Source organism: Pseudomonas sp. AC463, assembly GCF_979253585.1.
Genome location: NZ_CEEDDZ010001033.1, coordinates 1 through 245, shown reverse-complemented (window position 1 = coordinate 245; position 245 = coordinate 1). Strand labels below are relative to the sequence as shown.

The window sequence follows — 245 nt, the reverse complement described above, 5'->3', positions numbered from 1 at the left end:
CATCTGTTCTATGCCAAATTCGTCTCGGCGCTGGTGCAGGAGCCGACCGGCATCCAGCTCGTCCCGGTGCCGCTGTCCAGCATCAAGGGCGCGACCGGCAAGGCCGATGCCCCGGCGGCGGTGACCGAATATGAGCCGAGCGAGGAGGCGATCCTCGCCGACCTGCTGCCGCGCAACGTCGCCATCCAGATCTTCCGCGCGCTGCTGGAAAACGCGGCGTCGGAGCAGGGCAGCCGTATGAACGC

1 protein-coding gene is annotated in these 245 nt (G+C 67.3%); it reads left to right on the top strand.

Going from position 1 to position 245, the window contains the following annotated elements:
• Window positions 1–245, top strand: a 245-nt coding sequence (locus AC0IYH_RS33390) for a F0F1 ATP synthase subunit gamma (protein WP_471838712.1), incomplete at both ends; no start/stop codon positions are given.